The following is a 26,327-nucleotide window of genomic DNA, read 5'->3' as shown; positions in this document are numbered from 1 at the left end:
CCTTGCCTGACGCCCCCGCGGAGCAGTCCGGGCGGGATCCCGCCCGAGAGCCGCCGCGACGGGCTCCGCTTCCCTGGTAGGCACGCGACCGGCGCGCCTAGACTCGGCCCGCGGTCAGCAGCGATCGTCCTGGGCGGGCACCCTGTGTTCCCGACATGTCGGTCGGCTGCGCAGCGGTGCTGGGGTCTTCGTGGGTGGCACCGCGGACATGCCCGTGGCCCGGCGGTCCAAACGTGGGCCGCTGGGCCGCCCGCCGGGAACGTGGCCCGCCCCCGTTCTCCCGCCGGAGACGGCGGAAGCCGGTCTTCCGGCGCGGTGCGGTCCACGGCATCGCGGCCGCCGGCGGCCGGCAGGGTCGGCCCCGTACCGATTCCGTCGAACGGACGGGCGAGAGCCTCGGCAGTGCGGAGGGCGAAGTGACGCGCTTGTCCGTGCCCTGGCGGCTCCTGCTCCTGGTCGCCGCGGGATACGCCGCCGGTTCCCTGACCTCCTTCGTGCTCTTCGAGTCGTCGAGCACCGGCGCCGTCCTCTTCCTGCCCGCCGGGGTGACCCTCTCGGCGCTGGTGCTCACCGAGCGGCGGCTGTGGCCGTGGATCCTGGTCACCGCCGCACTCGTCGAGGTGGTCATCGATCGGACGCAGGGCATCGGCCCGGTCGCGGCCTGGGGCTTCGCCCTGGCCAACACCGCCGAGCCCCTGGTCGGGGCCACCCTCCTCCGCCGCTTCGCCCCGGATCTCGATCTCGGACGCCGCCGCGATCTCGGGATCTTCCTCCTCTGCGGGGTGCTGGCCGGCCCGTTCGTGGGCGGGCTGATCGGCTCGATGACCATCCACTGGGTGCAGGGGCCGGCCGTGCTGGACGGCCTCCTCCCGTTCTGGGCGGGCGACGGGCTCGGCGTGCTGACCGTGGCCGGGGCGGTGCTGACCTGGCGGCTGGACCGGGGCCGCCCCGATGCTCCGAGCCCGTTCCGACGGACGGTGCTCCTGCTGGCGACCGCCGGGGTGACGGCGGCCGTGTTCTGGCCGATCGCCGTCCCCATGGCCTACCTGACCATCCCCTGGTTGTTCTGGCTGGCCGTCCGGCACGGGGTCGCCCTCGTCACCGAGGCCGGCCTGGTGGTCGCGGTGACCGCGAACGTCATGACCGTCGTCGGTCGGGGACCGTGGTCTCCGCTCCACGACTCGCCGCGGATGGAGGCGGCCGCCCTGCAACTGTTCATCGCCGTGGCGGTCCTGGGTGCCTGGCTGCTGGCCGTGGAGGTCGCCGAGCGGGAGCGCGCCCGGTCGGTGTACCGGCGCGAGGCCGCGGCCCGGCGCCGGGTGGAGGCGCTCCAGCAGGTGACCGCCGGGCTGGCGACCGCGGCGACCACGGACGCGATCGCGGAGGTGCTCGTCCGGTCCGGCATCGGCCTGCTCGCCGACTCCGGGTCCGTGGGGGTGATCGAGGGTGACGGCACCCGGCTGCGGGTCCGGACGACGGCCGGGAGTGGTGTGACCGACGTGCCGCTGGACGACCCGTCGCCGCTGGCCACAGCGGCCCGGCGCCACGCCTCCGTCCGGGCCTGGTCGCCGGCCACGCTGGCAGTACCGGCCCGGGCCGCCGGCACGACGTTCGGGGCGCTGGAGTTCCGGTTCGCCGACGACGGGGCGATCGACAGCGACGTCGAAGCGATGTCCCGCACGCTGGCCGAGCTCATGGCCCCGGCGCTGCACCGGGCCAGGCTGTACGAGGAGGAACGAGAGGCTGCGCACCAGCTGCAGCAGTGCTTCCTGCCCGTCGTGCCGGATGAGCTGCCCGGGGCGGAGTTCGCCGGCTGCTACCGCCCCGCCGACTCCCACCACGACGTCGGCGGCGACTGGTACGACGCCTTCCCCCTCCCCGACGGCAGGCTCGGGTTCGCCGTCGGCGACGTCGTCGGGCACGACCTGCGTGCCGCGGCCGCGATGGGGCGGCTGCACGCGGCCCTGCGCGTCCTGGCCGCTTCACCGCACGACGGCCCGGCCGCGGTCCTCGACGCGCTCGACCGGGTGTCGGCGACCATCCCGGGCGCTGGACTCACGACCGTCGGCTACGGCGAGTACGACGCGGTCACCGGCCGGCTGCGCTACGCCTGCGCGGGCCATCCCTCGCCGCTCCTGGTGACCGACCACCGCGCCGGGTTCCTCACGGGCGGGCGGTCCCGTCCGCTCGCCGCCGCAGCCGAGCCCCGTTCGGAGGCCACGGTCGACATCCCGCCCGGCTCCATGCTGCTCTGGTACTCCGACGGCCTCGTCGAACGCCGCGACGCCGACCTCGACGCCGGCCTGGGCCGCTTGGCGTCGGTCGCCTCCCGGCTCGACGGCGCCCACCCGCGGGCCTGGTGCGACGCCGTGATGGAGCAACTGATCGGAGGGCAGCGGCTGCACGACGACGTCGTCCTCATCTGCCTGCGGCTGCAGCCGTCCCCGTCCGGACACCGCCGCTCCGCAGACCCCGCCGGGGAAGCGCTGCCGGTCACCCCTGCCGCGCGGGCCACCGCACACCGAGCGACGTGATCACGAACTCCGGCGTGGAGTCCTCCGACCCGCGCCCGTCCGCGTGCGGGGACCCGCCGGAGGCCGCCACTCCTGCTTCCGGCCTCGGGGAGGCAGGCACGTGGTCGAGGACGGTGCAGCCGGCCCCCCGGCCCGGCGGCCGCGGGTGACAGAGCCCGCACTCGCGACCATGACGGACGGCGCGTCGGTGCGCTCGGTCCCGCTGTCGGAGTTGCTCTACGACTCCCGCCGGGACATCCACTACACCGAACCCCTCCTGCGCGGCTGGCTGCACCTCGTGTGGTTCGGGGCATCGCTCGTGGCGGGACCCCTGCTGCTGGTGGCGACGGACGGCGTCACCCACCTGGTCGGTGTCGCCGTCTAGGCCGCTGTGCTGATCGGTCTGTTCGGGGTGAGCGCCCTCTACCACCGGGGGACCTGGGGGCCGCCCGCTCGTCGCGTCCTGCAACGAGCCGACCACGTCATGCTCTTCCTGCTGATCTCCGGGACGGCCTCCTCGGTCTTCCTGCTCGCCGTTCCGGGTGCGTACGGCCTGGTGGGCCTGATCGTCCTGTGGTCCTGACCGCGGTCGCGACCGGGGTGCACATGGTGCGCACGAGGGCCCCCGAGTGGCTCGTGGGAGGCGTGTTCATCGGGCTGGGAGCCGCCGCCGGGCTCGCGCTGCCGGCACTCTGGAGGAACGCCGGCACCGCCCCGGCGGTCCTCGTCGTCCTCGGCGGCCTGCTCTACATCGCCGGCGCCGTCGTGTTCCACCGCCGCCGGCCGGACCCGTACCCGTCGGTGTTCGGCTACCACGAGGTCTTCCGCGCCCTCGTCTGCGCCGCCGCCACCTGCCATGTCGCGGCCATCGCGCTGCTCGGCGGCTGAGCAGCGTCGCCGGCTGCCGCCCCTGCGCGGTACGCCGACCGGCTCACGTCGGCGGGCCGAAGGGGATGCTGAGCGCGGCTCCCCAGTCCCGCCACGGCGGGCACCGCAGCGCCGGCCGCTCGTCCAGGAAGCGGTTGACCTCCTGGTAGAAGACCGGTTGCTGCGGAAGCAGCGGGTGCGAGGCGCGGGCCGGGCAGGCGTTGCGGTCCACCGCCAGCCGCCACCCGCCCGGCATCAACGGCAGGTCGGTGGCCGACGTGATGCTCAGCGACCGCACGCCCGGAGGCAGCGGCCGGTCCATGATCCGCGACGCGGCCCCCGGGGTGGCCAGGAGCTCCCGGGAGGCCGGCGCGTCCGGGCGGAAGTGGAAGTCGACCCAGTCGGTGACCGGGACGAAGGCGCGGATCAGGTCCCCCAGCACCCGGCCCGTGCCGTCCTCCCCCTGCGGCGGATAGCCCAGCGGGCTGTCCGCGAACGCCCCGACGAACACCAGGACGTCGATCGGCGCTCCGCGTCCGGCCGCCTCCCACGCCACCCAGACGGCATGGGAGTGCGCCGCCACGACCACCGGCCGCGGCAGGTCCGACACCTGCTCGGCGAGCAGCTCGACCTGCTCCTCGACGGGCCGCTGGGTGTCCTCCGGCTGATAGGGGGCCCCGGTGCGGATCGGGCAGGTGGCCGAGTTCTGCGGCTGCCCGTCGCCGGTACCGGCGTAGGAGAAGTAGTAGGTCTGATCGCAGTCGAAGCCCAGCCGCTCCACCTCCACCTCGAAGATCGCGCCGGACCCGGACGAGCTGTTGATGCCGGACATGATGAGCAGCGAGCCCGGGCGGGGGTCCGCGTCGGCCGGCATGGCCACACCGCGGGTGGAGACGAAGGCGGTGCCCGCGACGGCGAGGACGACCGCGAAGGCCCCCAGCCGGGCGAGCGCCGACCGCGGTCGGACCCAGGCCGGGACGGGCCGGGACAGCGCACGGATTGCCAGGACGGTGGCCAGGGCGGACACGGGCACGAGCGGCAGGGTGAGCGCGGGCAGCCGGTCGGCGAGCGCGCCCAGGGCCAGCACCACGGCGGCGTAGGGCAGCGTGACCTCCAGGCGCAGGGCCTCCCGCCAGCCGCCGGCGATGGCGCGGCGCAGGCGGGCCGTGCCCTGCCAGGGCACCGGCCCGTCGGTGAGCACGACGATGGCGACGACGGTGAGCGCCACCCAGAACACCCGGGAGTACAGGACGGTGTAGGCCGCCGCGTCGAGGAACGCCACCAGGCCCAGGAGCGGCAGGACGACGGCGTAGAAGAGCGCCGCGAACCGCAGCCGGGCGCGGTCCAGCCCGCCCATGAGGAAGGCCAGGACCGCCACCCGCGCCGCGAACACCAGCACCAGGAGCACGACGAACGCCGGCCAGCTGCCCGTGGCGACGAGGAGGACCCGCAGATCGGCGAACAGGTCCAGCGGCGGGAGCCCGACCAGGTGCACCAGCCCGGGCCAGGTGGGGACCACCCCGGCCGCCGCCAGGACGACGACCCCCAGCGCCAGCGCCGGCAGGAGCGCGCACCGCCGCCAGCCCGGTGGAGCGGTCCTCCGGGCCGGCGGCGAACCGACCGCTACCGCCACTCGAGCCCGTCGTAGGGCCCGGCCTCCCCGAGGAACTCCTCGAAGTCGGCCAGCGACAGCGGAGCAGGGACCGGATAGCGGGCGGGCAGATCGGCCAGCGCCTCGTCGTAGCGGGCGAACTGGCCGAAGTCGTAGGGGAACTCGGCCAGCGACGTCCCCGAGAAGATGCCCCTGCTGCGGGCCCGGTCCAGCACCTCCTGCCACGCCTCACCGGAGGGCTGGCCGATGGTCTCCACGCCGTTCTGGAACAGCGCCAGGACGATGTCGTCGAACGGCTCCCGGGCGTCGAGGTAGCGCAAGAGGCCCTTCAGGGAGTTCTCCTCGTTGAAGAACATCCAGTAGGGCACCGAGCCGGTGCGCAGCGTCCACCACGGCTCGTTCATGGCGAACGAGCTGACGAACAGCCGCCGCGCGGGGATGTTGCGCCGCGCGTACCACCACCGGTACAGGTCGGCGACCATCGGGCTCGGGACGTCCGGTCCGTCGAAGACCAGACGACGCACCCGGTAGCCGTGCTCGGCGGCGAACCGCTCGACGTCCTCCGCCAGCGCGGGCGCAAGACCCCACTCGGCCTCCGGGCTGCGGCCGTCGCGCGGTGGCTCGTCCCACCGGCGCACCGGGGAGTCGTAACGCTCCAGGTACTCGGCGACGCGCTCCCCGCCGGAGTGGAACTCCTCCTCGGTGGCCCCGCCGAGGGCCCCGTGCTGGAACACGTGCCGCGGACCCACCGTCGTGGTCGACCACGAGGCCCGGCACTCGCTGATCACGATGGTGCCGCCGGGCGCCAGGCGCTCGCGCAGGAAGCGCTCGTACCCGGGACCCAGCGTCCGCCGCTTGTAGCGGAAGTAGGTGAGCTTCCGGACCATCAGCCGGTCCTGCGCGGCGTCGTGCATGTGGTGCAGCTGCACGTCGGGGTGGGCCTCCACGAAGCGTCGTCCCGGCTCCCGCCCCGCGTCCAGCGCCCCGACGGGGTCGTCGGGGTGCACGTCCTGCCGGACCGCGATGAGGAAGGTCTGCGGCAGCCACGGGATGCCCAGCGCCGTGCACAGGTAGCTGAGCGCTCCGCTCGCCGAGCCCACCGCGACGGCGGGGTACTGCCGCTCCGGGTACTCCTCGGCGACCCAGTCGGAGACCTGCTCGAGGTCGAGACGGGGCAGTCGCCGGGCCTTGATCGTCTCCATGGCCCCGCTGGCGACGAACACCTGCTCCCGGGCGGCACGCGGGAGCCACCGCGTGGCCTTGACCGCCGGCTTCAGCACCGGCGGGTTCCCCAGGGCGGGAAAGGGCTCGCCGCGCACGCCGGCGGCGGTCGCGGACAGCAGGGTGGTGGCCGAGTCGAAGGTGGCCAGGAAGTTCGGGGTGCTCACGTGGGGACCGCCTCTCGTCGTCGGTCGTCGCTGCCGTCGCCGGCCTGCACCCGGTGCTCCAACAGGCCGGGCACGTCGTCGAGGAACCCGTTGAGGACGCGCGCCGTCTCGACGGGGTTCTCCGCGGTCGCCGCGTGCACGACTCCGGGCAGCACGGCCAGGCGGCCGTTCGGAGCCAGGTCGGCCAGGTGCTGCGCCCACTCCCTGCGCACCAGCGGGTCGCGGCTGCCCCAGCAGACCAGGGCGGGGACGGTCAGGTGGACGACGTCGTCCTCCGGACGGTGGTCCATCGCCGCGCGGAAGGTCCGCAGGGCACGGGGCACGCCCGCCCGGGCGTAGTCACGCGCCTGGAGCACGCGGGTGCGCCAGCTCTGCGTCGCCTGCTCGGCCTGCCAGCGCGGCAGCTGCGCCCACCAGCTGCGCCGCCGGTCGTCGACGGTCGGCCCCACCAGGACCACGGCCGCGGCGGTGCCGGGGGCGCGCGTGGCCGCGGAGACGACGACCTGGCTGCCGATCGAGACGCCCACGAGCACCGCCGGCTCGCCGACCACCGCCCGGCACCAGGCGGCCAGCGCGTCGCCGAGCTCGCCGATGTCGGGCACCGGTTCGGGCTTGTCGCTGCGCCCGCAACCGGGCAGGTCGGGGGCGAACACCGGACCGTCGGTCGCGAGCCGCTCGGCCAGGGGCGCGACGAGCCCGGAGGCGACCACGAGCCCGTGCACCAGCACCACGGGCGGGCGCCGGACGGCGCCCGCCCGCATGCCGCCGGCGCGGGCGTGCATCCGCCAGCGGGCCGGCCGCCCGCCCGCCCGCCGCACCCAGGCGGGTGGTGCGTCGACGGTCACCTCGACGACGTCGTCGACCGCAGCGGTGGCGGCACCGGCGGGACGGGCGCTCAGCAGCGTCGTCATGTCACCGGCGTCCGTCCCGCGTGCCGCGCGGCGACGACGGCACCGACGAGCGCGGCCCCGCCCACGCCGAGCGCGACGCCGGCGGTCCGGCCGCGGTCGGGCTCGCGCCATCCCCCGTCGATGCCGGCGCCGTCGCACGGTCGCAGGACGTTGCCCTCCGTGCGCTCGGCCCGCTCGTCGGAGAAGTGCATCCGGCGCATCGCGCGCGCGGTGACGCGCTCGGCCAGGCGCGGGGCGAGACGGGTGCCGAGCAGGCCCAGCCGCGTCGACGCCCCGACCACCGCCTCCGCCTTCGGACGACGGGCGCAGCGGACGACGGCGGCGGCCACCCGGCGCGGGTCGACCGGCGCGCCCGGAGGGACCACGCGCCGCCCCGTGACGTTGGCGCCGCTGGCGAACAGCGGGGTGTCGACCGGCCCGGGCAGCACGGTGCTCACCCGGATGCCGGGGACGTCGGTGGTCTCCTGCCGGATGCACTCGGCCAGCGCGAGCTGGCCGTGCTTGGCCGCGACGTAGGCGCTCTGGAACGGCGCGGGCGCCTTGCCGAGGATCGACGACACGGTGATCAGCACGCCCCCGCCCTGCTCGCGGAACCAGGGCAGCGCGGCGCGCGCACCGTGGTAGGTCCCGATGAGGTCGGTCTCCACCACCCGCCGCCACAGCTCGGGGGGGACCTCCTCCAGCCGCCCGTACGCGATGACCGCAGCGTTGTTCACCCAGACGTCGATCCGCCCGTGGGCGGCCACCGCCCGGCGGGCCACGGTGCTGACGGCCCGGTCGTCGGTCACGTCGGCGGCCACGGGGAGCGCATCGGCACCCCGCAGGCGGCACTGCCGCGCGACCTCCTCCAGCTCGTCACCACGCCGGGCGGTGAGCACGACCGACGCGCCGGCCTCGGCGAAGGCGAGGGCGCAGGCCCGGCCGATGCCGCTGGAGGCACCGGTCACCACCACGACGGACTGGTCGATCTTCCTCACCGCGCTCCTCCCGGTCGGCCGGGCCGGTGCCCGGTCGTTGGTCGGTCGTGAGGAGTCGTTGCCACCGCGGGCCGGCCTCCACCGGGCGGACCTCCGCAGGGGATCGCCTCGCACCCTGCGCGCTCCCGGCAGGCTCGGGCCCCGCCGTGACGATCAGGTGACGATCCAGGGACCGGCGGAGGGCTCCGGGCCCGTCGGCCGGCGGCCGGCGGCCGATCAGCGGTCGCCGGGCTCCAGGACGCGGACGACGCGCGCCGGGTTGCCCACCGCCACCGCGTTCGCCGGCAGGTCACGGGTCACCACCGCCCCGGCACCGACCACCGTGTTCTCGCCGATGGTCACGCCCGGCAGCACGATCACCCCGCCGCCGAGCCAGACGTTGTCGCCGATGACGATCGGCTCGGCGGCCTCCCACTTGTCCCGCCGCGGCCCCGGCTCCAGCGGGTGGGTGGGGGTCAGCAGCTGCACGTTCGGCCCGATCTGGACGTCGTCGCCGATGGTGATCGCCGCGACGTCGAGGGCGACGAGGCCGAAGTTGGCGAAGCAGCGGGCGCCGATCCGGATGTGGCTGCCGTAGTCGACGTGCAGCGGCGGGCGCAGCTCGGTCCCCTCCCCCACGGCGCCGAGCAGCTCCTCCAGCAGCCGGCGGCGCAGCGACCCCTGGCGCACCGAGGTCGCGTTGTAGGCCGCGCTGAGGTCCAGCGCGCGGGCGCTGTCCTCGGCCAGCTCGGCGTCGTCGGCGATGTAGGGGTCGCCGGCGAGCATCCGCTCGCGCATGCTCCGGGGGTCCTCGGCGTGGGTCACGGGCCGACCGTACGGCGGGCCCTGCGCCCCGTTCCGGGGCCACGCATGCCGGCGGCCGGTGGGGGAACCGGGCGGACATGACCTTCTCCCTCGTCGCCCGCTGCCCGCGGACCGGCCAGCTCGGCGTCGGCGCGATCACCGCGTCGGTCGGCGTCGGCAAGATCGCCTGCCACGCCCTCACCGACGCCGGCGCGGTGAGCAGCCAGGCCAGCATGAACCCCTACCACGCCGTCGACGGGCTGCCGCTGATGGCCCGCGGGCGCCCGGCGCAGGAGGCGCTGGACATGGTCCTGGCCGTGGACCCGGGCCGGGACTTCCGCCAGGTGGGCGTCGTCGACCGCGACGGCCGGGTCGCCGTCCACACCGGCTCCCGGACGCTGGACTGGTCCGGCGACCTGACCGGGGACGGCTGGGCGGTGCAGGGCAACCGGCTGGTCGGGCCGGAGACGCTGGAGGCGACGGCCCGGGCGTTCGAGGCCGATCCGGACCTCGACCTGGCCGAGCGGATCCTGCGGGCCCTCGAGGCCGGGGAGGCGACGGGAGCGGACCGGGAGGGCGCCCTGTCGGGGAACCTGCTGGTCCACGGGCAGGAAGCCTATCCGCTGTGGGACCTCCGGGCCGACCACGCCGACCACCCGGTGGCCGAGCTGCGCCGGCTGCACGGCGAGCTGGCCGAACGGCTGCTGCCCGTCATCGCGCAGCTCCCGACGCGCGATGACCCGATGGGTCAGATGGTCCGCGACCAGCTCCGGTGAGGCCGGAGGCCGGCCGTGCTCAGCGGGCGGCGGCCGCCCGGCGGTCGAACCGTTCCTGCAGCAGGAGGACCGCCGCCACGACCAGCCCGGCCCCCAGGGCGAGGGCCAGCATCGGCAGGGCGCCGCCGTCGGGCGCGAGCACGCCGCGGTCGGCGTCCTGCCAGGGCCACAGCGCCCGCAGCGAGCCCGCCATGAGCCCCGTCATCAGCGCCAGCGTCAGGGCGTGGTGCCGGCTCAGCGCCGCCTGCAGGGCCTTGACGAACAGCCCCAGTCCCAGCGCGGCGCCCAGCGCGAAGGCGCCGAGGTAGGCGAGGTCGCGCTCGTTCACCGCGGTCAGGGTGGGCTGGTAGAGCCCCAGGGTCAGCAGCAGGAACGACCCGGACACGCCCGGCAGCACCAGGGCGCAGATCGCCACGGCCGCGGCCAGCGTGACCAGCACGAGCCGGGGGTCGGCGTCCCCGGCCGGCGGCAGCCCGGTCAGCACGAACGCCGCGACGGCGCCGAGCACCAGCACGGCGACGTCGCGGCCCGCCCAGCGGCCCACCATCCGGGCGGGCGCGACCAGGGAGAACAGCACCATCCCGAAGAAGACCGCCCGGGCTCCGACGGGGTGGTCCTCGATCACCGGTTCCAGCAGGCGCGCGGCCACCACGACGGCGACGAGCATCCCGGCCAGGACGGGGACGATGGTCCGCCAGTGGGCCCGGCGCAGCTCCGCGCCGGCCGCCGCCGGACGGCCGGTGACGGCGAGCCGCAAGGCGCTGACGACGTGCCCGGCCCCGTCGATCAGCCGTTCGTAGACGCCGAGGACGAGGGCGACGGTCCCGCCGCTCACCCCGGGGACGACCTCGGCCGCGCCCATCGCCACGCCGCGCAGGACGTGGCCCGGCGCCGCGGTCAGCCGCGGTTCGGGCGGTGGGGGGACGGAGCTGCCGGACGTCGCTGCGTGCACCGGGACCAACCTACCGACCCGGCCCGGGGATCCCCCGTCACCGGGAGGCGCCGGGCACGCCGTGGCACGGACCGGCGACCATGACGCCGTGCGCGCCGTGGTGAGCAGGGTCGTTGCAGCCGCTGTAACGGTGGAGGACGTCGTCGTCGGCGAGATCGGTCGCGGGCTGCTGGCACTGGTCGGCGTGGCCCGCGACGACGACCCCGCGGGGGCACGCCGGCTGGCCGGCCGGATCCACGAGCTGCGGATCTTCCCCTCCGGCACCGGCGAGGTGTCCGCGGCGGACCTGGGCCTGCCCGTGCTCGTCGTCAGCCAGTTCACGCTCTACGGCGACACGAGGAAGGGCCGCCGCCCCTCCGGCACCGGCGAGGTGTCCGCGGCGGACCTGGGCCTGCCCGTGCTCGTCGTCAGCCAGTTCACGCTCTACGGCGACACGAGGAAGGGCCGCCGCCCCTCCTGGACCGACGCGGCGCCCGGCGAGGTGGCCGAGCCGCTGGTCGCCGAGGTCGTCGAGGAGCTCCGCCGGCGCGGCGCGACGGTCGCCACCGGCGTGTTCGGGGCCCGCATGCTCGTCTCCTCGGTCAACGAGGGACCCATGACGCTGCTGCTGGAGATCTGACCGCCGGCGGGGTAGTTCGTCCCGCCTCCGGCGGGGTAGGTACCGGTGACGCAACACACGTCCTGTGGGTTGGCTGTGAACGGTCCGGTTGTGGAACACCGAGGCCCGTCGCCGCCGTTGGACAGGGCGTACCACACAGACGAGAACCGCGAGGGCGGCCGGCCGGCACCGGAGCCCTCACATTCGACGCCCGGTCGCCCGGCCGCCATCGACGTGCGGCGGGGCATCCGAACCAGAGGCAAGGACGAAGACACATCGTGACGCTCCTGCAGTCTTCCCCCAACGACGCCCTCGAGGTCCGCTCGCCGCGCCGCGAGCCCGACACCAGCGGCCTGGTGTCCACCGACCTCGTGCGCGTGTACCTGAACACGATCGGCAAGACCGCGCTGCTCACCGCCGAGCAGGAGGTCGAGCTCGCGAAGCGCATCGAGGCGGGCCTGTACGCCGAGCGGCTGCTCACCGAGCGGCAGCTCACGCCCTCCCTCCGGCGCGACTACACCGCCCTGGCCGCCGACGGCAAGGCCGCCAAGCGCCACCTGCTGGAGGCCAACCTCCGGCTCGTGGTCTCGGTGGCCAAGCGCTACACCGGCCACGGCATGACGTTCCTGGACCTCATCCAGGAGGGCAACGTCGGCCTGATCCGTGCGGTCGAGAAGTTCGACTACACCAAGGGCTTCAAGTTCTCCACGTACGCGACGTGGTGGATCCGCCAGGCGATCACCCGCGCCATGGCCGACTCCGGCCGCACGATCCGCCTGCCCGTCCACCTGGCCGAGCAGGTCAACAAGGTCGTGCGCACCCGTCGCCGGATCCACCAGGAGCTGGAGCGAGAGCCCACCGCCGAGGAGCTGGGCCTCGAGCTGGACATGACGCCCGAGCGGATCACCGAGCTGCTGGAGTACAGCCGCGACCTGGTCAGCCTGGACCAGACCGTCGGCGCCGACGAGGAGTCCCGGCTCGGTGACTTCATCGAGGACGCCGACGCCGCGGTGGCCGAGGACGCCGTCGCCTTCCAGATGATGAAGGGCGACGTCCGCAACGTGCTGCAGACGCTGGAGGAGCGCGAGCGCGACGTCGTCGTCCTCCGCTTCGGCCTCGACGGCGGCCAGCCCCGGACGCTGGAGCAGATCGGCAAGCAGTTCGGCCTGTCCCGCGAGCGCGTCCGGCAGATCGAGCGGGAGACGATGGCCAAGCTGCGCGACCCGCAGCGCGCCGACGCCCTGCGCGACTACCTCGCGTAACCCGTCGCACGACGAGAGCCCGTCCCCCTCCTGGGTGGCGGGCTCTCGTCGCGCTCAGACCCCGGGCGAGCGCATGCGGCGGGGGCCGGGGTCGACGCGCGCGGTGGGCCGGCCGACGCGCGCCGTCGCGCCGGCGATGACCAGCGAGCGGCCGCCGTGCCACGGGTCGGCGGGGCCGACGATCACCGGGTCCAGGGTCAGCGACAGCACCTCGGGCAGGTCGTCGGCCAGCCGCCCCACGCGCAGCAGCAGGTCCTCGAGGGCGGCGACGTCGACCGGCTCGGAGCCGCGCCAGCCGTCGAGCAGCGGCCACGCGCGGGGCGCCCGCACCAGCTCGGCGGCATCGAGGTCGGTCAGCGGGAGCGTCCGGTACGCCCGGTCGCCCAGCAGCTCGGTGGCCACGCCGCCCACGCCGAAGCTGACCAGCGCGCCGAAGGACGGGTCGTCGACGATCTCGACCACCGTCGCCACGCCCGGCGCCGCCATCTCCTGGACGATCACCGGGTCGCCCGCCGGGATGGCGCGGAACGCCGCCCGGACGGCCGCGGCGTCGGTGAGGTCCATCCGCACCCCGCCGAGGTCGGTGCGGTGCCGCAGCCACGGGGCCGTGGACTTCAGGATCACCGGGTAGCCGATGGCGTCGGCCGCCGCCGCGGCCTCGGCGTCGCTGGTCGCGGTGAGCGTGCGCAGCAGCGGCAGCCCGTAGGCGCCGAGCAGCCGGATCAGCTCGTCGTCGGTGAGCACCCGGCCCTCCGGCGCCTCGGCCAGGACGCGCTGCACCAGCGCCTGGGCCTCCGGCTCGCGGACGTCGGCCAGCTCGGGGAGCTCACCCACGGGCCGGCGGCGCCAGCGCGCGTACTCGGCGACCTTGGCCAGCGCGATGACCGCCCGCTCGGGGGTGGAGTACGACGGCACCGACCCCCGCGCGGGCGACCCGTCCTCGCCCGGCACGGTCAGCTCCGGAGGGATCCCCTCCGTGGAGAGGAAGGTGGCCACCACCGGCTTCTGCGAGGTCCGCGCAACCTCGAGCAGCGCGCGGCCGAATTGCTCGGCGTGCTGGGCCAGCGGCGGCAGGAACACCGCCACGACCGCGTCGACGTCGTCGTCCTCGATCTCCCGGCGCAGCGCGTCGGCGAAGGCGCCGGGGCCGGCGGTGGTGCCGACGTCGACCGGCACGTCGTGCGCCAGCTCCAGCCCCTCCTCCAGGACGGCGTCGGCGACCAGCACACCGAGGGCGGTCGAGTTGCCGACGATGGCGACCCGGTCGCCGGCCGGCAGCGGCTGGTGCGCCAGCAGCGTGCCGACGTCGAACAGCTGCGCCAGGGTCTCCACCCGGATGACCCCCGCCGAGGAGAACAGGGCCGCCACCGACTCCTCGGGCACCGCCACCGACGTGCCGGCCAGCCCCGCCGTCATGCGCACGTGCCGGCCGCTCTTCACCGCGACCACCGGCTTGGTGCGGCCCACCGAGCGGGCCAGCCGGGCGAACTTGCGCGGGTTGCCGAAGCTCTCCAGGTGCAGCAGCACGACCTCGGTGCCGGGGTCGGTGGCCCAGTACTGCAGCAGGTCGTTGCCGCTGACGTCGGCGCGGTTGCCGGCCGAGACGAAGCTGGACAGCCCGATGTTGCGGGCCCGCGCCCGCTCCAGCAGGGCCACCCCCAGCGCGCCGGACTGCGCGAAGAAGCCGACGCGGCCGCGGGCGGGGACCTGCGGGGCGAGGCTGGCGTTCAGCCGCACCGACGGGTCGGTGCTGACCAGCCCGAGGCAGTTGGGGCCGACCACCCGCATGCCCGAGGCCCGGGCGGCCGAGACCAGTGCCCGCTCCCGGGCCCGGCCCTCCTCCCCCGACTCCCCGAAGCCGCCGGAGATGACGACCAGCCCGTGCACCCGCTTGCGCCGCGCGGCCTCGACCACGCCGGCGACCTCCTCGGCGGGGACCGCGACGACGGCGAGGTCGACGTCGCCGGGGATGTCCTCCAGCCCGGCGTAGGCGGGGACGCCGCGCACGTGCCGCGCGCCGGGGTTGACGGGGTAGACCGGCCCGTCGAAGCCGTAGGCGAGGAGGTGCCGGAGGACGGCGTTGCCGATCTTGCTCTCGTCGTTGCTGGCGCCCACCACCGCCACCGACGACGGCGTGAGGAGCCGCGCGATCGACCGGGACTCGCTGCGCTGCTCGCGCTCCGAGGCCACGGCCAGCGCCGCCTCGGTCGGCGCGATCGGGAAGGCGAGGTGGACGATGCCCTCCTCGTAGGTGCGCGTGGGCGTGTACCCCGCGTCGAGGAAGACCCGCACCATCCGGTTGTTCTGGGCCAGCACCTCGGCGACGAACCGCGTGATGCCGCGCTCCAGCGCCGCGGCGGCCAGGTGCTCCAGCAGCACCGAGCCCAGCCCGCGACCCTGGTGGGCGTCCTCGATGAGGAAGGCCACCTCGGCGTCGTCGGTGTCGGGGTAGCGGTCGTAGCGGCCGACGCCGATCAGCAGGTCGCCCAGCAGCAGCACGAACGCGACCCGGGAGTCGTGGTCGACGTGGGTGAAGCGGCGCAGGTCGCGCTCGCTCAGCCGCTTCATCGGACCGAAGAACCGGTAGTACCGGGTCTGGTCGGAGCTGCGCTCCATGAGGCCCTCGAGACCGGCGGCGTCGCTGGGCCGGATGGGGCGCAGGTGCACCGTGCCGCCGTCGGCGGCCACGATGTCGGCCTCCCAGTGCGCCGGCGGCTGTGGCTCCGGGGTCTCTTCGGCTGGGGTCGGGTTCACCGCCGGCCTCCCAGCAGGGGCCCGCCGCGAGCTCGCGAGTGGTGGGGGGCTGGGAGGTCCTTAATCACGGGGGTCGTCCGGGTCCAGGCCGAGGTAGGGGTAGGAGGCGCGGCGGGTCCGCAGGATCGCCCGGTCCACGCGGGACTCGGTGAACGGGTCCCAGCGGGCGAAGCCGGTGTAGCCGCCCTCGGTCATGTGCGTGGGCGGCCGGGCCCGCAGCCCGCGGCGGACGACGTCCTCCCGCCAGGACTCCGGGATCTCCGTGGCCGGGTCCAGCCGGTCGCCGCCCACCTCGGCCAGCAGGTGTGTCCAGGCCCGCGGTACGCATCGGACGAGCCCGTACCCGCCGCCGCCGAGGGCCACCCATCGCCCGTCGCACAGCTGGTGGGCGAGGTCGTGCAGCGCCCGGTAGCTGGCGCGCTGGCCGTCGACGGTGAGGCCGAGGTCGGCCATCGGGTCCTCGTGGTGGGCGTCGCAGCCGCACTGGGTCACCAGGATCTGCGGCCGGAAGGCCGCGAGCGCCCCGGGCACCACCGCGTGGAACGCCCGCAGCCAGCCCGAGTCGTCGGTGCCGTTGGGCAGCGCGAGGTTCACCGCGCTCCCCAGCGCCTTGTCCGGGTCACCGGTCTCCTCCGGGAACCCGGTGCCCGGGAACAGGGTCAGCGGCGTCTGGTGCACGCTGATCGTCAGCACCCGCGGGTCGTCGTAGAACGCGGCCTGGACGCCGTCGCCGTGGTGGACGTCGATGTCGACGTAGGCGATCCGCTCGTAGCCCTGGGCCAGCAGCCAGGCGATGGCCACCGCGGCGTCGTTGAACACGCAGAAGCCCGACGCCCGGTCGCGCATGGCGTGGTGCAGACCGCCGGCGATGTTGACGGCGTGCTGCGCCGAGCCCTCGTGCACCATGCGCGCGGCCTGCACGCTGCCGCCGGTGATGAGCGCGGCGGCCTCGTACATGCCCTCGAAGATGGGGTTGTCGTCGGTGCCCAGGCCGTGGCCGACCCCGTGGTCGGCCGGGGCGCGCCGTACCGCGTCCAGGTACGCCGGGTCGTGCACCAGCGTGAGCAGGTCCTCACCGGCCGGCGTCGGCCGCACCACGGTGACCCGGTCGCCGGCGAGCACGCCCAGGCTGTCGGCGAGCCGCACGGTGAGGTCCAGCCGCACCGGGTGCATCGGGTGGTCGCCGCCCATCGTGTACCCCAGCAGCGCGTCGTCCCAGACGACGGCGAGCGAGTCGCTCATGCGCCGTCCTCCTTCCCGGTCGTGCCGGCCGCGCGCCCGCCGTCGGGCCCGGTCCCGGGACCCCGGACGCTACCGCCGGGAATCCGGCGCGGCGTGCCGCCGTTCACCTGCTCCGGTGAGCCCGGGTGCGCGGCTGCCGCCCGTAGGATGGGCGGTGACACGGAGGAGAGTTGTGAACGATCTGATCGACACCACGGAGATGTACCTCCGCACCATCTTCGAGCTCGAGGAGGAGGGGGTCGTCCCCCTCCGCGCCCGCATCGCCGAGCGCCTGCACCAGAGCGGTCCCACGGTCAGCCAGACGGTGGCCCGCATGGAGCGCGACGGCCTGCTCACCGTCGAGGGCGACCGGCACCTGCAGCTGTCCGAGCAGGGTCGCCGCCTGGCCACCGCGGTCATGCGCAAGCACCGCCTGGCCGAGTGCCTGCTCGTCGACGTCATCGGCCTGGAGTACGCCGACGTCCACGAGGAGGCCTGCCGCTGGGAGCACGTCATGAGCGAGGCGGTGGAGAAGAAGCTGCTCGCCCTGCTCGGCAACCCCACGGTCTCGCCCTTCGGCAACCCCATCCCCGGCCTCGACGAGCTGGGCGGGGACTCCCCCGCCGCGCCCCTCGGCGGCGAGACCTCGGCGGTCCTCGACGCGCTCACGCTGCTGTCCACCACGGCGACCCCCGGTGGCCGCCGGGTGGAGATCCGCCGGATCAGCGAGCAGCTGCAGGAGGACACCGACCTCATCCGCTCCCTGGCCGAGCAGGGGCTGCGGCCCGGCGCCACGGTCCTGGCCCGGGTGGAGCGGGACACGGTGAGCGTGGACGGGGAGCTGCTTCCCGTGGGCGTCGCGCAGCACGTCTTCGTCAACGCGCTCGACGAGGAGCTCACCCCCGCCCAGGCGGCGCCGCGCCTCTGAGGAAGGACCCCCTCGCCCCCGCCACTCGCGAGCTCGCGGCGGGACCGTGCGAGGGGGCCGAACGGGCCCTGCGAGGGGGCCGGGCGCGGCGGCGCTCACTACGGTGACCGGGGTGAGCTCCCCCGACGCCGCTGCCCCCGCAGGCCCCTCCGCCGAGAACCCGTTCGAGCAGCTGGCCGACTTCGTGGCCCTGCCGCGGGTGACGGGGCTGGCGCTGTCCCCGGACGCCCGCCGGCTCGCCGTCTCGGTGCAGACGCTGGACCCGGAGCGGAAGAAGTGGGTCTCGGCGCTGTGGGAGGTCGACCCGGAGGGGCGGCGCGCGCCGCGGAGGCTCACCCGCAGCGCCCCCGGCGAGGCGTCGCCGGTGTTCGCGCCCGACGGCTCGCTGCTGTTCACCTCGGCCCGGCCCGACCCCGCCGCCGGCGCGGACGCCGGCGACCCGAAGCCGGCGTTGTGGTCCCTGCCCGCCGACGGCGGCGAGGCCCGGCTCGTGGCCGGCCACCCGGGCGGCATCGGCGGCGTGACCGTCGCCGCCGGCAGCGGGGACGTCGTGGTCGCCGCCCGCGCGATGCCCGGGGCCGCCGACACCGACGAGGAGGCCGCCCGCCGCAAGGCGCGCAAGGACGCCGGGGTCACCGCGGTGCTGCACGAGCGCTACCCGGTGCGCTACTGGGACAGCGACCTGGGACCGGAGACCTCGCACCTGTACTGGGCGGGGCAGCTCCCCGGGGAGGACCCCTCCGGCGCTCCCGGCGAGCCGGTACCGCTGCGGGACCTGACGCCCGGGGCACGTCCGCCGGCCGGTGGCGGCGAGGACCCCGTCCTCTCCCCCGACGGCCGGCTGCTGCTGCTCGTCGAGTCGGTGCCCGACGGCCCGGCCGGCCGGCGCAACCGCGTCGCGGTGCTCGACACCGCCACCGGCGAGTCCCGCCCGCTGGTCGACGACCCGCTGGCCGACGTCTACGCCGCCCGCTTCTCCCCCGACGGGTCGGCCGTCGTGTGCGTCCGCGAGACCCTGTCGAGCTACACCGACCCGCCGGACTACACCCTCCTGCTCGTCGACGCGGCCGGCGGGAAGGCCCGCGACCTCACCCCGGGCTTCGACCGGTGGCCCAGCGCCCCCCAGTTCGGCGCCGACGGGTCGGTCGTCTACTTCCTGGCCGACGACGACGGCCGGCACGCCGTCTTCCGCGTGCCCGTCGCCGGCGGCGAGCCCGTCCGGCTGACCGCCGACGGCGCCTACAGCGACCTGCGGGTCGCCCGGGACGGCAGCGCCCTCTACGCGCTGCGGTCGGCCTACGACGAGCCGCCGACACCGGTGCGGCTCGACCCTGAGGAGCCGGGGCAGCAGCCGGCCGGGCTGCCCTCCCCCGGCGCGCTGGGGCCGCTGCCCGGCACCCTGCACGAGGTCACCGCGACGGCCGCCGACGGGGCACGGGTGCAGTCGTGGCTGGTCCTGCCCGAGGGCGCGTCCGCCGACTCCCCCGCGCCGCTGCTGCTGTGGATCCACGGCGGCCCGCTGATGAGCTGGAACTCCTGGTCGTGGCGCTGGTGCCCGTGGGTGATGGCCGCCCGGGGCTACGCCGTCCTGCTCCCCAACCCGGCGCTGTCGCAGGGCTTCGGGCAGGACTTCGTCCGGCGGGGATGGGGGTCCTGGGGCGAGGCGCCATACACCGACCTCATGGCCGCGGTGGACGCCGCGCTCGAGCGGCCGGACCTGGACGCCGGGCGGACGGCGGCGATGGGCGGCTCGTTCGGTGGCTACATGGCCAACTGGATCGCCACCCAGACCGACCGCTTCCGCGCCATCGTCACCCACGCGAGCCTGTGGAACCTCGACTCCTTCGTCGGCACGACCGATGCGGCCTACTACTGGGAGAAGGAGTGGGGCGACCCGTTCACCGAGCCCCGCCGCTACGAGCTGCACTCCCCGCACCGCTTCGTGGACGCCATCCGCACCCCGATGCTGGTCATCCACGGCGACCGCGACTACCGGGTGCCGGTCGGCGAGGCGCTGCAGCTCTGGTACGGCCTGCAGAAGCGCGGCGTCCCGTCCAAGTTCCTCTACTTCCCGGACGAGAACCACTGGGTGCTCACGCCGGGGAACTCGACGATCTGGTACGAGACGGTGCTGTCCTTCCTGGCCGAGCACGTCCTCGACCGGCCGTGGGAGCGCCCCGCGCTGCTGTGACGGTCACCCCGTCTCCGCCACGAGGTCGGCGATGACGGCACGGAGCGCCGCCGGCGGCAAACACCCGTCCAGGGCGCCGGCCAGCAGGACGGCGAGGCGGTAGCCCGGCGAGCTGGTCAGCGCGCGCTCCAGCGCCAGGTTCGCCATCGCGCCGTCCCCCCGCAGCCAGGCGGAGACCGCCAGCAGGGCGGCGGGAGCGGCATCGAGCGGCGAGGGCGCCCGGCGGGTGCACTCGGTCCAGAGCACCTCGGCGGCCGGCGCGTCCGCGCCCAGCGCGAACCCCAGGGCGCGGTCCCGCAGCTCCAGGTCGGTCAGCGCCCACAGGACGGCCGCCAGCTGGGGGTCCGGGACGGCGGCGGTCGTTCCCGGGCGGCACAGCTCCAGCGCCTCGGTGACGGCCGCCCACCCGGGGCCGGCCCCCGCGGCGGGCCCGGCCACCTGTCCGGCGGCCGCCGCGAGCACCTCGGCGTCCGGGCCGGGCGCCGGCGCGATCCGGGCGCCCAGGGCGGCCCGGTCCGGTGCGATCACCACACCGGCGGCGATGGCCGCGACCGCCACCGGCGACACCCCACCGGGCAGCGGCGTGCCGGCACCGGGGGCGCAGCAGGGCTGCGGGCAGTCGTAGGACCACCACCGGCCCGACCGCACGAGCAGCACGTCGCACACCGGGACGTCGACCCCGCTCAGCGCCAGCACCACGTGGTGGACGACGGCGCGGTGCGGCAACCCGGGCACCACCACCCCCGGTGCCCCCGGCAGCGCCGCGGCGTCGTCCGGCGCCTCCGACACGACCACCAGCAGCACCGATGCGGGCTCGGCCCGCACCACCCGGCCGGCCAGGTCCCGGGCGGCCGGCACCGCTCGGGGGCCGGCGGGCAGGTCGGTGCGGACGGTGAGCGCGACCCGCCCGCCGCCGTCCAGCGCCACGAGGACGACGGACTCGTCCGGGACGAAGCCGAGCAGGGTGGGCAGCGCGGCGACGACCTCACCGGGGTCGGAGACGCGCACGGGGAGGCGCAGGGATTCGTCCATGCCCCGACCGTGCGGTGCCGCCGCCGTCGGCGGCCGCCGGCAGCGCGATCTGTGGACAGGCCCGTCGGCTGGGGACACCGGCGCCCCGGCCGGCGTCCGGCGGGCTGGCGCCGCCGGGCGGGCCTCAGACCTCGTACTGGACCGCGGTGCGCGACGCCAGGATCGGCGTCACGTGGTCGGCGATGACCTGCAGGTGCACGGGGTCCTCGGCGTAGCGGCGCCAGGCGGCCGCGTCCGGGAAGTCGGCCACCAGCGCGGCGTGCGCGTTGCCCTCCCGCAGGCCGGCGTCGGGGCCGATGGCGAAGGAGGTCATCCCGCCGACGGTCTCGGGCAGTCGGCGCAGCTCGGCGAGGGTGGCCGCACGGCGCTCCTCGTCGGCGTCGTCGGACCAGGTGAACACGACCACGTGGCGCAGCATGCGCACACCCTGTCACCGGCCCCCTCGGGTCCGCACCCGACCGGCGCGTCCTGGCCGGCGGCATCGGGTCGTTAGAGTCCCGGTCATGGGACGGCCGCTGCGCATCGCCTTGCTGTCCTACCGCAGCAAGCCGCACAGCGGCGGCCAGGGCGTCTACGTCCGCGCGCTGTCCCGCGAGCTCGCGGCGCTCGGCCACGACGTCCACGTCCTCAGCGGCCAGCCCTACCCCGAGCTCGACGACGGCGTCCCCCTGGTCCGCGTGCCCAGCCTCGACCTCTACCGCGAGCCCGACCCCTTCCGGATCGTCCGGCCGTCGGAGATCCGCGACTGGGTCGACGTCGCCGAGTGGGCGACCATGGCCGCCGCCGGTTTCCCCGAGCCGCTCACCTTCAGCCTCCGGGCGGCGCGGCTGCTGCTGGGGCGGCGCGGCGAGGATCCCCTGCCCGCGTTCGACGTCGTCCACGACAACCAGTGCCTGGGGTACGGCCTGCTCCGGCTGGTCCGGGCCGGCGTCCCCACGGTCGCCACGGTGCACCACCCGGTGGCCATCGACCGCGAGCTGGACCTGGCCGCGGCCCCGTCGCCGTGGCGCAAGGTGACCCTGCGCCGCTGGTACGCCTTCGCCCGCATGCAGGCCCGCGTCGCCCCCCGGCTGGACGCCATCACGACCGTCTCGGAGAGCTCGCGCAGCGACATCGGCACCCACCTCGGCGTGCCGCCGGAGCGGATCTCGGTCGTCCCGGTCGGCATCGATCCCGACGTGTTCACCCCGCCCCCGGCGGACCGGCCGCGCGACCCCGACTCGATCGTGGTGGTCACCAGCGCCGACGTCCCGCTCAAGGGGCTGGTGCACCTGCTGGAGGCGGTCGCGAAGCTGCGCACCGAGCGCGCCGTCCGGCTCACCGTCGTCGGCAGCGCCCGCCCCGGCGGGCCGGCGCAGACGGCCCTGGACCGGCTGGCGCTGCACGACGCGGTCACCTTCACCGGCTCGCTGCCCGAGGCCGACCTCGTCGGGCTGCTGCAGCAGGCCGCGGTCGTGGCGATCCCGTCGCTGTACGAGGGCTTCTCGCTGCCGGCGATCGAGGCGATGGCCTGCGGCACCCCGCTGGTCACCACCGACGCCGGGGCGCTGCCGGAGGTTGTCGGCAGCCAGGCGGGCGTGCGGGTCCGGGCCGGCGACGTCGACGAGCTCACCGCGGCGCTGAAGCTGGTGCTGGACTCCCCCTCCCTGCAGGAGCAGCTGGGCCGCGCCGGCCGCCGGCGGGTGCTCGCCTCCTACACCTGGCGCTCCGCCGCCGAGCGCACCGCCGCCTGGTACGCCGAGGTGCTCGACCGGAAGAAGGCCCACCCGTGAGGACCGCTCCGTGCTGACCGTCGACTACGACCTGCTCGACCTGCGCCCCGGCATGACCCTGCTCGACCTGGGCTGCGGCGAGGGCCGGCACGCCTTCGAGGCCTACCGCCGGGGCGCCCGGGTCGTCGCCCTGGACTGGGGCACCGACGAGGTCCGCACGACGCGGCGGTGGCTGACCGCGATCGGGGAGGCCGGGGAGGCGCCGGCCGCCGCCTCGGCCACCGCGGTCCGCGGCGACCTGCTGCACCTGCCGGTGCCCGACGCGAGCGTCGACCGGGTCATCGCCGCGGAGGTGCTCGAGCACATCCCCGACGACGCCGCCGCCATGGCCGAGATCGCCCGGGTGCTCAAGCCCGGCGGGCGGGTCGCGGTCAGCGTGCCGCGGTGGCTGCCGGAGCGGATCTGCTGGGCGCTGTCGGACTCCTACCACGCCAACGAGGGCGGCCACATCCGCATCTACCGCGGCGCCGACCTGCGCGCCCGGCTGGCCGCCGTCGGGCTGGAGCCCGGCCGCGAGCACCACGCCCACGCGCTGCACGCGCCGTTCTGGTGGCTCAAGTGCGCGACCGGTGTCGAGCGCGACAACGCCGCCGTGCGGGCCTACCACCGGCTGCTGGTGTGGGACCTGACGAAGCGGCCCTGGCTGACGCGGACCGCGGAGAAGGTGCTCGACCCGGTCATCGGCAAGAGCCTCGTCGTGTACGCGGAGAAGCCGGCCGCGGCCCGGGCACCGGCCGCCCGGCGCTGGTCGGCCACCGCCGGCGAGCCCGAGCGGGAGCGAGCCGCTGCGCGCTGAGCCGGCGCACCTGCCGGAGCTGCCCGGCGTCCTGTCGGGCGGGCAGGTGCGCCGAACGGTCGACTGGATCGCCGACCAGCAGGACGCCGACGGCGCGCTGCCCTGGTTCCGCGGCGGGCAGCTCGACCCGTGGGACTCGATCGAGGCCGCCATGGCCCTCGACGTCGGCGGGCGGCACGACCGGGCGGCGGCCGCGTACCGCTGGCTGGCGGCGCGGCAGCGGCCCGACGGCTCCTGGGCCGCCGAGTACCGGCGCCGCGCCCGGACGGTGTACGCGCAGACCTCACCCGAGGTGGAGAGCAACCACGCCGGCTACCTCGCGGTCGGCCTGTGGCACCGGTGGCTGACCACGGGGGACGACGCGCTGGTCGCCGAGCTCTGGCCCGCGGTGCGCCGGGGGCTGGACCTGGTCGTCCGCATGCAGCTGCCCGGCGGCGCCATCGGCTGGGCGATGCGGCCCGACGGCACCCCCGACGGGCTCGCCCTGCTGACCGGCAACGCCAGCCTGTTCCAGGCGCTGCGCTGCGGCGTGGCGCTCGCCGCGCTGACCGGCGAGCCCCAGCCGGATTGGGAGCTCGCCGCCGTCGACCTCGGCACGGCCCTGCGCACGCGTCCCGAGGCCTTCGCCGACCGCTCCCGATACTCGATGGACTGGTACTACCCGGTCCTCGGCGGCGCGCTGACCGGGGAGGCGGCCACCGACCGGCTCGCCGAGAGCCGGGAGACCTTCGTCGTCCCCGGGCTGGGCATCCGCTGCGTCTCCGACCGGCCCTGGGTGACCGGAGCCGAGACCTGCGAGCTCGCCCTGGCCCTCACCGCCGCCGGCCGCCCGGACGACGCCCTCGAGCAGGTCGCCGCGATGCAGCACCTGCGCGACCCCGACGGCGCCTACTGGACCGGGCTGGTCTTCGCCGACGGCAAGCGGTGGCCCATCGAGCGCACCACCTGGACGGCGGCCGCCGTCGTGCTCGCCGCCGACGCCCTCTGCGGGGCCACCGGCGCGGCCGGCCTGTTCGCCGACCCCGCCGCGCTGCCCGCCGTCGAGGCGGACGAGGAGTTCACGCCGCGCACCGGTTGACCCGGCGGCGGGCGGGGCAGGGACCCCGGCGTGCCGAGCACCTCCACCCAGCGGTCGCCCGCGGGTACCGACGACGTCACCGTCGTGGTGATGAGCCGGGACCGCCACGAGGACCTGCTGGCCTCGCTCCCGCGGCACGAGGCGCCGGTCGTGCTCGTCGACAACGCCTCGACCGACGGCTCGGTCGAGGCCGTCCGGGCCGCCCACCCCGGCGTCACGGTGCTGCCGCTGACCCGGAACGTGGGCGCGCGGGCCCGCACGATCGGGACCGAGCTGGCCGGCACGCCCTTCGTCGCCTTCGCCGACGACGACTCCTGGTGGGCGCCGGGCGACCTGGCCCGCGCCGCGGCGATCATGCGCGACCACCCTCGGCTGGCGGTGCTGAACGCCCGGATCCTGGTCGGCCCCGAGGAACGGCTCGACCCCGTCTGCGCCGAGATGGCCGCCAGCCCGCTGGGCACCGAGCCGGACCTGCCCGGGCCCGCGCTGCTGGGGTTCGTGGCCTGCGGCGCCATGGTGCGCACCGAGGCCTTCCTCGCCGCGGGGGGATTCGACCCGGTGGTGCGGTTCCCCGGGGAGGAGGAGCGGCTCAGCCTCGACCTGGCCGCGGCCGGCTGGGGACTGGCCTACGTCGGCACGGTGACGGTGCACCACCACCCGTCGGTGCGCCGGCACGACGCGGCGGCCCGGCGCACCGCCATCTGGCGGTCGCGGATGCTGACCGCGGTCCTGCGGCTGCCACCGGCCGATGTCGCCCGGGTGGCCCTGGCCGCCCTGCGCGAGGGTCCGTCCGGGCGCCGAGGGCTGGCCCGGGCGCTCCGCGAGGTGCCGCAGGCGCTGCGCCGGCGGCGCCGCGCGCCCGGCGCGGTCGTGGCGAGGCGGCGGCTGCTGGAGGGCGCAGGATGCTGACCGACCCCGCTGCCGTCCACCGCGCGCCGGCTCCTGGCGGGCCCGTCCGGCCGGTCCGGGCCGACGCCCGGATCGCCGTCGTCGTCATCACCCACCAGCGGCGCGAGGAGCTGCTGCTCGCCGTCGACCGGCTGCTGGCGCTGCCCGAGCAGCCGCACGTCGTCGTGGTCGACAACGGGTCGACCGACGGCACCGCCGACGCCGTCGGGGCGCGGTTCCCGCAGGTCGAGCTGGTCGCCAGCCCGCGCAACCTCGGCGCGACCGGCCGCAACGTCGGCGTCTCGCGGCTGGACACGCCCTACGTGGCGTTCTGCGACGACGACACGTGGTGGGAGCCGGGCTCGCTGCGCGCCGCCGCCGACGTCCTCGACGCCCATCCGCGGCTGGCGGTGGTGACCGCACGGATCCTCGTCGAGCCGGGCGGCACGGAGGACCCGATCGTCGCCGAGCTGCGCGACTCCCCCGTGGTCGGCGCCTCCTGGCTGCCCGGCCCCGCGCTGGGGTCGTTCCTGGCCGGCGCGTCGGTGGTCCGCCGCGAGGCCTTCGCCGCGGTCGGCGGGTTCTCCGAGCGGCTGTGGCTGGGCGGCGAAGAGGAGCTGATGGCCGGCGACCTGGCCGCCGCCGGGTGGGAGCTGTGCTACCTGCCGCAGCTCACCGTGCACCACCAGGCCAGCCGGGCGCGCGACCCGCACGGGCGACGCCGGGACGGGATCCGGAACACGCTGTGGACGACGTGGTTGCGCCGGCCGCTGCGGCCGGCGCTGCGCCGCACCGCGCACCTGCTGCGGACATTGCCGCGCGACCGGGTGACCGCGCAGGCCCTGCTCGCGGCCGCGCGCGGCGCGGTGTGGGTGGCCCGCGAGCGGCGGGTCCTGCCGCCGCACGCCGAGGCCCGGTTCGCCGCCCTCGACGCAGCGCAACGCCGCTCGACCGCCCGGCGGTACGTCAGCTGACCGTCGCCGAGATCTGCACAGTCGTCGGCATCAGCGGCTGATGGTGCCGAGTGT

The 26,327-nt window shown here is 75.9% G+C and carries 24 protein-coding genes; 14 read left to right on the top strand and 10 right to left on the bottom strand.

The genetic code is table 11. The annotated features are described in order from the left end of the window. Nucleotides 1-416 precede the first annotated feature (416 nt). From ACK586_RS16445 to ACK586_RS16430, 4 genes are all read left to right on the top strand, one after another. Nucleotides 417-2,534 (top strand): SpoIIE family protein phosphatase, encoded by a 2,118-nt coding sequence (locus tag ACK586_RS16445; protein ID WP_409331572.1) that lies wholly within the window; start codon nt 417-419, stop codon nt 2,532-2,534. 169 nt (nt 2,535-2,703) lie between these two features. Then, nucleotides 2,704-2,898, top strand: a complete 195-nt coding sequence (locus tag ACK586_RS16440) for a hypothetical protein (protein WP_409331571.1) — start codon at nt 2,704-2,706, stop codon at nt 2,896-2,898. Between the two features lie 6 nt (nt 2,899-2,904). Beyond that, nucleotides 2,905-3,096, top strand: a complete 192-nt coding sequence (locus ACK586_RS16435) for a hemolysin III family protein (protein ID WP_409331570.1) — start codon at nt 2,905-2,907, stop codon at nt 3,094-3,096. Further along, a complete protein-coding gene (locus ACK586_RS16430) occupies nt 3,087-3,401 on the top strand; it encodes a hemolysin III family protein (RefSeq protein ID WP_409331569.1) in 315 nt (104 codons plus the stop codon). The genes ACK586_RS16435 and ACK586_RS16430 overlap by 10 nt, the downstream gene beginning before the upstream one ends. 43 nt (nt 3,402-3,444) lie before the next feature. Here ACK586_RS16430 and ACK586_RS16425 read toward each other — a convergent pair whose 3' ends face one another. The 5 genes from ACK586_RS16425 to ACK586_RS16405 form a co-directional block, all read right to left on the bottom strand. Then, nucleotides 3,445-5,013, bottom strand: a complete 1,569-nt coding sequence (locus tag ACK586_RS16425) for a hypothetical protein (RefSeq protein WP_409331568.1) — start codon at nt 5,011-5,013, stop codon at nt 3,445-3,447. After that, nucleotides 5,004-6,380, bottom strand: a complete 1,377-nt coding sequence (locus ACK586_RS16420; RefSeq protein WP_409331567.1) for a hypothetical protein — start codon at nt 6,378-6,380, stop codon at nt 5,004-5,006. The genes ACK586_RS16425 and ACK586_RS16420 overlap by 10 nt, the downstream gene beginning before the upstream one ends. Then, complete coding sequence (locus ACK586_RS16415) at nt 6,377-7,291, bottom strand: alpha/beta fold hydrolase (RefSeq protein ID WP_409331566.1); 915 nt, start codon at nt 7,289-7,291, stop codon at nt 6,377-6,379. The genes ACK586_RS16420 and ACK586_RS16415 overlap by 4 nt, the downstream gene beginning before the upstream one ends. Continuing rightward, nucleotides 7,288-8,268, bottom strand: coding sequence for an SDR family NAD(P)-dependent oxidoreductase (locus ACK586_RS16410; protein ID WP_409331565.1), 981 nt, complete (start codon nt 8,266-8,268; stop codon nt 7,288-7,290). The genes ACK586_RS16415 and ACK586_RS16410 overlap by 4 nt, the downstream gene beginning before the upstream one ends. A gap of 216 nt (nt 8,269-8,484) precedes the next feature. Beyond that, the gene (locus tag ACK586_RS16405; RefSeq protein WP_409331564.1) at nt 8,485-9,072 is read right to left on the bottom strand and encodes a sugar O-acetyltransferase; all 588 of its coding nucleotides are present in this window, start codon (nt 9,070-9,072) and stop codon (nt 8,485-8,487) included. Nucleotides 9,073-9,149: 77 nt separating this feature from the next. On the opposite strand from ACK586_RS16405, the gene ACK586_RS16400 reads away from it, so the two are divergent. Next, a complete protein-coding gene (locus ACK586_RS16400) occupies nt 9,150-9,827 on the top strand; it encodes a DUF1028 domain-containing protein (RefSeq protein ID WP_409331563.1) in 678 nt (225 codons plus the stop codon). A gap of 19 nt (nt 9,828-9,846) precedes the next feature. Here ACK586_RS16400 and ACK586_RS16395 read toward each other — a convergent pair whose 3' ends face one another. After that, nucleotides 9,847-10,779 (bottom strand): DUF368 domain-containing protein, encoded by a 933-nt coding sequence (locus tag ACK586_RS16395; RefSeq protein WP_409331562.1) that lies wholly within the window; start codon nt 10,777-10,779, stop codon nt 9,847-9,849. Between the two features lie 88 nt (nt 10,780-10,867). On the opposite strand from ACK586_RS16395, the gene ACK586_RS16390 reads away from it, so the two are divergent. Both ACK586_RS16390 and sigB read left to right on the top strand, forming a co-directional pair. Next, nucleotides 10,868-11,398 carry a D-aminoacyl-tRNA deacylase gene (locus ACK586_RS16390; protein ID WP_409331561.1) on the top strand — a complete coding sequence of 177 codons (531 nt, stop codon included), beginning with the start codon at nt 10,868-10,870 and terminating at the stop codon, nt 11,396-11,398. A gap of 257 nt (nt 11,399-11,655) precedes the next feature. Beyond that, nucleotides 11,656-12,639: an RNA polymerase sigma factor SigB gene (gene sigB / locus ACK586_RS16385; protein WP_409331560.1), complete on the top strand. Its 984-nt coding sequence runs from the start codon at nt 11,656-11,658 to the stop codon at nt 12,637-12,639. Nucleotides 12,640-12,693: 54 nt separating this feature from the next. On the opposite strand, the gene ACK586_RS16380 is transcribed toward sigB, so the two are convergent. Beyond that, nucleotides 12,694-15,393, bottom strand: coding sequence for a bifunctional acetate--CoA ligase family protein/GNAT family N-acetyltransferase (locus ACK586_RS16380; RefSeq protein WP_409331559.1), 2,700 nt, complete (start codon nt 15,391-15,393; stop codon nt 12,694-12,696). Nucleotides 15,394-15,453: 60 nt separating this feature from the next. Next, nucleotides 15,454-16,635, bottom strand: coding sequence for an acetoin utilization protein AcuC (locus ACK586_RS16375; protein WP_409331558.1), 1,182 nt, complete (start codon nt 16,633-16,635; stop codon nt 15,454-15,456). Between the two features lie 172 nt (nt 16,636-16,807). On the opposite strand from ACK586_RS16375, the gene ACK586_RS16370 reads away from it, so the two are divergent. Together ACK586_RS16370 and ACK586_RS16365 are read left to right on the top strand one after the other, a co-directional pair. Next, the gene (locus tag ACK586_RS16370; RefSeq protein WP_409331557.1) at nt 16,808-17,542 is read left to right on the top strand and encodes an iron-dependent transcriptional repressor DtxR; all 735 of its coding nucleotides are present in this window, start codon (nt 16,808-16,810) and stop codon (nt 17,540-17,542) included. Between the two features lie 112 nt (nt 17,543-17,654). Further along, entirely contained in the window at nt 17,655-19,733 is a 2,079-nt protein-coding gene (locus ACK586_RS16365) for a S9 family peptidase (RefSeq protein WP_409331556.1), read from the top strand. Between the two features lie 3 nt (nt 19,734-19,736). Here the strand turns inward: ACK586_RS16365 and ACK586_RS16360 are convergent, their stop codons facing one another. Both ACK586_RS16360 and ACK586_RS16355 read right to left on the bottom strand, forming a co-directional pair. Next, nucleotides 19,737-20,765: a DUF4192 domain-containing protein gene (locus ACK586_RS16360; protein ID WP_409331555.1), complete on the bottom strand. Its 1,029-nt coding sequence runs from the start codon at nt 20,763-20,765 to the stop codon at nt 19,737-19,739. A gap of 124 nt (nt 20,766-20,889) precedes the next feature. Beyond that, the gene (locus ACK586_RS16355) at nt 20,890-21,183 is read right to left on the bottom strand and encodes a Dabb family protein (protein ID WP_409331554.1); all 294 of its coding nucleotides are present in this window, start codon (nt 21,181-21,183) and stop codon (nt 20,890-20,892) included. Between the two features lie 85 nt (nt 21,184-21,268). On the opposite strand from ACK586_RS16355, the gene ACK586_RS16350 reads away from it, so the two are divergent. The 5 genes from ACK586_RS16350 to ACK586_RS16330 are packed head-to-tail and all read left to right on the top strand — an operon-like array spanning nt 21,269 to nt 26,273. After that, nucleotides 21,269-22,537, top strand: coding sequence for a glycosyltransferase family 4 protein (locus ACK586_RS16350; protein WP_409331553.1), 1,269 nt, complete (start codon nt 21,269-21,271; stop codon nt 22,535-22,537). 10 nt (nt 22,538-22,547) lie between these two features. Then, nucleotides 22,548-23,333, top strand: a complete 786-nt coding sequence (locus tag ACK586_RS16345) for a class I SAM-dependent methyltransferase (RefSeq protein ID WP_409331552.1) — start codon at nt 22,548-22,550, stop codon at nt 23,331-23,333. Between the two features lie 46 nt (nt 23,334-23,379). Continuing rightward, nucleotides 23,380-24,411, top strand: a complete 1,032-nt coding sequence (locus ACK586_RS16340) for a prenyltransferase/squalene oxidase repeat-containing protein (protein WP_409331551.1) — start codon at nt 23,380-23,382, stop codon at nt 24,409-24,411. A 30-nt stretch (nt 24,412-24,441) separates the two neighbouring features. Continuing rightward, a complete protein-coding gene (locus ACK586_RS16335; protein WP_409331550.1) occupies nt 24,442-25,320 on the top strand; it encodes a glycosyltransferase family 2 protein in 879 nt (292 codons plus the stop codon). Next, nucleotides 25,314-26,273: a glycosyltransferase family 2 protein gene (locus tag ACK586_RS16330; RefSeq protein ID WP_409331549.1), complete on the top strand. Its 960-nt coding sequence runs from the start codon at nt 25,314-25,316 to the stop codon at nt 26,271-26,273. Before ACK586_RS16335 ends, ACK586_RS16330 begins: the two co-directional genes overlap by 7 nt. Nucleotides 26,274-26,327: the final 54 nt, after the last annotated feature.

Origin of the sequence: Trujillonella humicola (genome assembly GCF_046233715.1) — a bacterium.
In the GTDB taxonomy this organism is placed as follows: domain Bacteria; phylum Actinomycetota; class Actinomycetes; order Mycobacteriales; family Geodermatophilaceae; genus Trujillonella; species Trujillonella humicola.
Note: the sequence above shows the minus strand (reverse complement) of the source record. Positions and strands in the feature narration are given on the sequence as shown.

Bases quoted from the DNA above. Each gene is read 5' to 3' on its own strand.
- ACK586_RS16400 (WP_409331563.1), top strand. From the start codon at position 9,150: ATGACCTTCTCCCTCGTCGCCCGCTGCCCGCGGACCGGCCAGCTCGGC.
- ACK586_RS16440 (WP_409331571.1), top strand. From the start codon at position 2,704: ATGACGGACGGCGCGTCGGTGCGCTCGGTCCCGCTGTCGGAGTTGCTC.
- ACK586_RS16415 (WP_409331566.1), bottom strand. From the start codon at position 7,291: ATGACGACGCTGCTGAGCGCCCGTCCCGCCGGTGCCGCCACCGCTGCG.
- ACK586_RS16350 (WP_409331553.1), top strand. From the start codon at position 21,269: ATGGGACGGCCGCTGCGCATCGCCTTGCTGTCCTACCGCAGCAAGCCG.
- ACK586_RS16330 (WP_409331549.1), top strand. From the start codon at position 25,314: ATGCTGACCGACCCCGCTGCCGTCCACCGCGCGCCGGCTCCTGGCGGG.
- ACK586_RS16375 (WP_409331558.1), bottom strand. From the start codon at position 16,635: ATGAGCGACTCGCTCGCCGTCGTCTGGGACGACGCGCTGCTGGGGTAC.
- ACK586_RS16360 (WP_409331555.1), bottom strand. From the start codon at position 20,765: ATGGACGAATCCCTGCGCCTCCCCGTGCGCGTCTCCGACCCCGGTGAG.
- ACK586_RS16355 (WP_409331554.1), bottom strand. From the start codon at position 21,183: ATGCTGCGCCACGTGGTCGTGTTCACCTGGTCCGACGACGCCGACGAG.